2 protein-coding genes are annotated in these 1,307 nt (G+C 67.0%); both read right to left on the bottom strand.

From position 1 onward, the window contains the following. Positions 1-96 precede the first annotated feature (96 nt). Positions 97-726, bottom strand: a complete 630-nt coding sequence (locus tag AC6LJ5_RS30305; RefSeq protein WP_103275555.1) for an FMN-binding negative transcriptional regulator — start codon at positions 724-726, stop codon at positions 97-99. Positions 727-859: 133 nt separating this feature from the next. Then, on the bottom strand, positions 860-1,306 hold the full coding sequence (locus AC6LJ5_RS30300; protein ID WP_498142449.1) for a GNAT family N-acetyltransferase: 447 nt from the start codon (positions 1,304-1,306) through the stop codon (positions 860-862). Position 1,307 lies beyond the last annotated feature (1 nt).

Genomic DNA, 1,307 nt, shown 5'->3' with positions numbered 1-1,307 from the left:
GGCCAGGCTGCCTATCGCGGACGCCGCGCAACCGACCGCGTGACAGTCGCGTGAAATGGCCGAAGCCCCGCCAGCGCAACGCGCGGACGTGAGGTCTCAGCCCAGTCCGCCGCGCCGCGCCACCAGTCCCGCCATGACCGCGTCGCCCTCTTCCGCCAGGCCTTGCGCCACGCCCTGCCGATCGGCAGGGGTGCGGTTCTGGCTGGCTTTCCACTTGCCTTCGATACGCGCGATGGGAATCTCGACGCCCACGATGGCGCGCATCTGCGCGGCGATGAAATCGGCCGGCGCGTCCGCCACGCGCCAGGGCAGGACGCGGGCCTTCTCCTGGCTCTCGGTCAGGGCCTCGAGCTGCGCGCGCAGCCATGCCGGATCGTCCTGGATCACCGGCTTGCCCCACGCATGCACGGCAACGAAATTCCAGGTCGGCACGACCTTGTGCGTCTCTGCCTTGGTGGCGTACCAGGACGGCGTGACATAGGCCTGCGGACCATGAAAAGCCACCAGGCATTCGGCGCCCGAGGCCAGCTCCGCCAATTGCGGATTCGCCCTGGCCATATGCAGGCGCAGCACGCCGCGCTCGCCTTCGGGATACAGCAGACAGGGAATATGGTTGGCCATCAATCCGCCCGGCCCGGCCGTCATGACCACGCCCAGCGGATGAGCGCGGATGAAATCATGCTGGACGTCGAGGGCATCCTCGCGGAAGGCGGAAGGCAGATACATGGCGGCGGTCGAATCGGTACGTGGAAAACCCGACGATAGCGCCGCCGTGGCTCCACTCAAAGAGCCAGAAAACCCTGGATTTATGGAGCCAGAACCCGGCCGCAGACATGCGCCAGGCCGCCCGGCGCAGGTCTCAGTCCGCCAGCCGCTTGCTCAACAACACCGTCGTGAAACCGCTGTCCCACTCCTCGTCGGGATAAGTATCGATTTCCTGATAGCCATTGCGGGCGTAGAAGGCGCGGCTGCGCACATTGAAGTCGTCCGTTTCCAGGCGCGCCTCGCGCACGCCGGCCTGGCGCATGGCGGCCTCGGCCAGCGCCAGCAGCGCGGCGCCCACGCCGCGTCGCTGCATGTCGGGCTGCACGTGCAGGGCCCAGATGAAATTGCCTTCCCAATCGACCATGCCGGCGACCGTTCCGTCCAGTTCGCAGACATGGAACAGGAGCCCGCGTTCGGCGACATACGCGGCCGTCTTGCCGCTGGCGCGAAAGCGCGCATCGGTCTGCGCCGACATCTGCGGCATCCAGGTGGTTTCGTAGGTGCGCATCAACAGGTCCACGAGCGCGGGCTCCTGTTCCATG

It is taken from the genome of Achromobacter sp. 1011791174, from assembly GCF_059760925.1.
The sequence above is the reverse complement of the archived record's forward strand: the minus strand, read 5'-3'. Positions and strand labels throughout refer to the sequence as shown.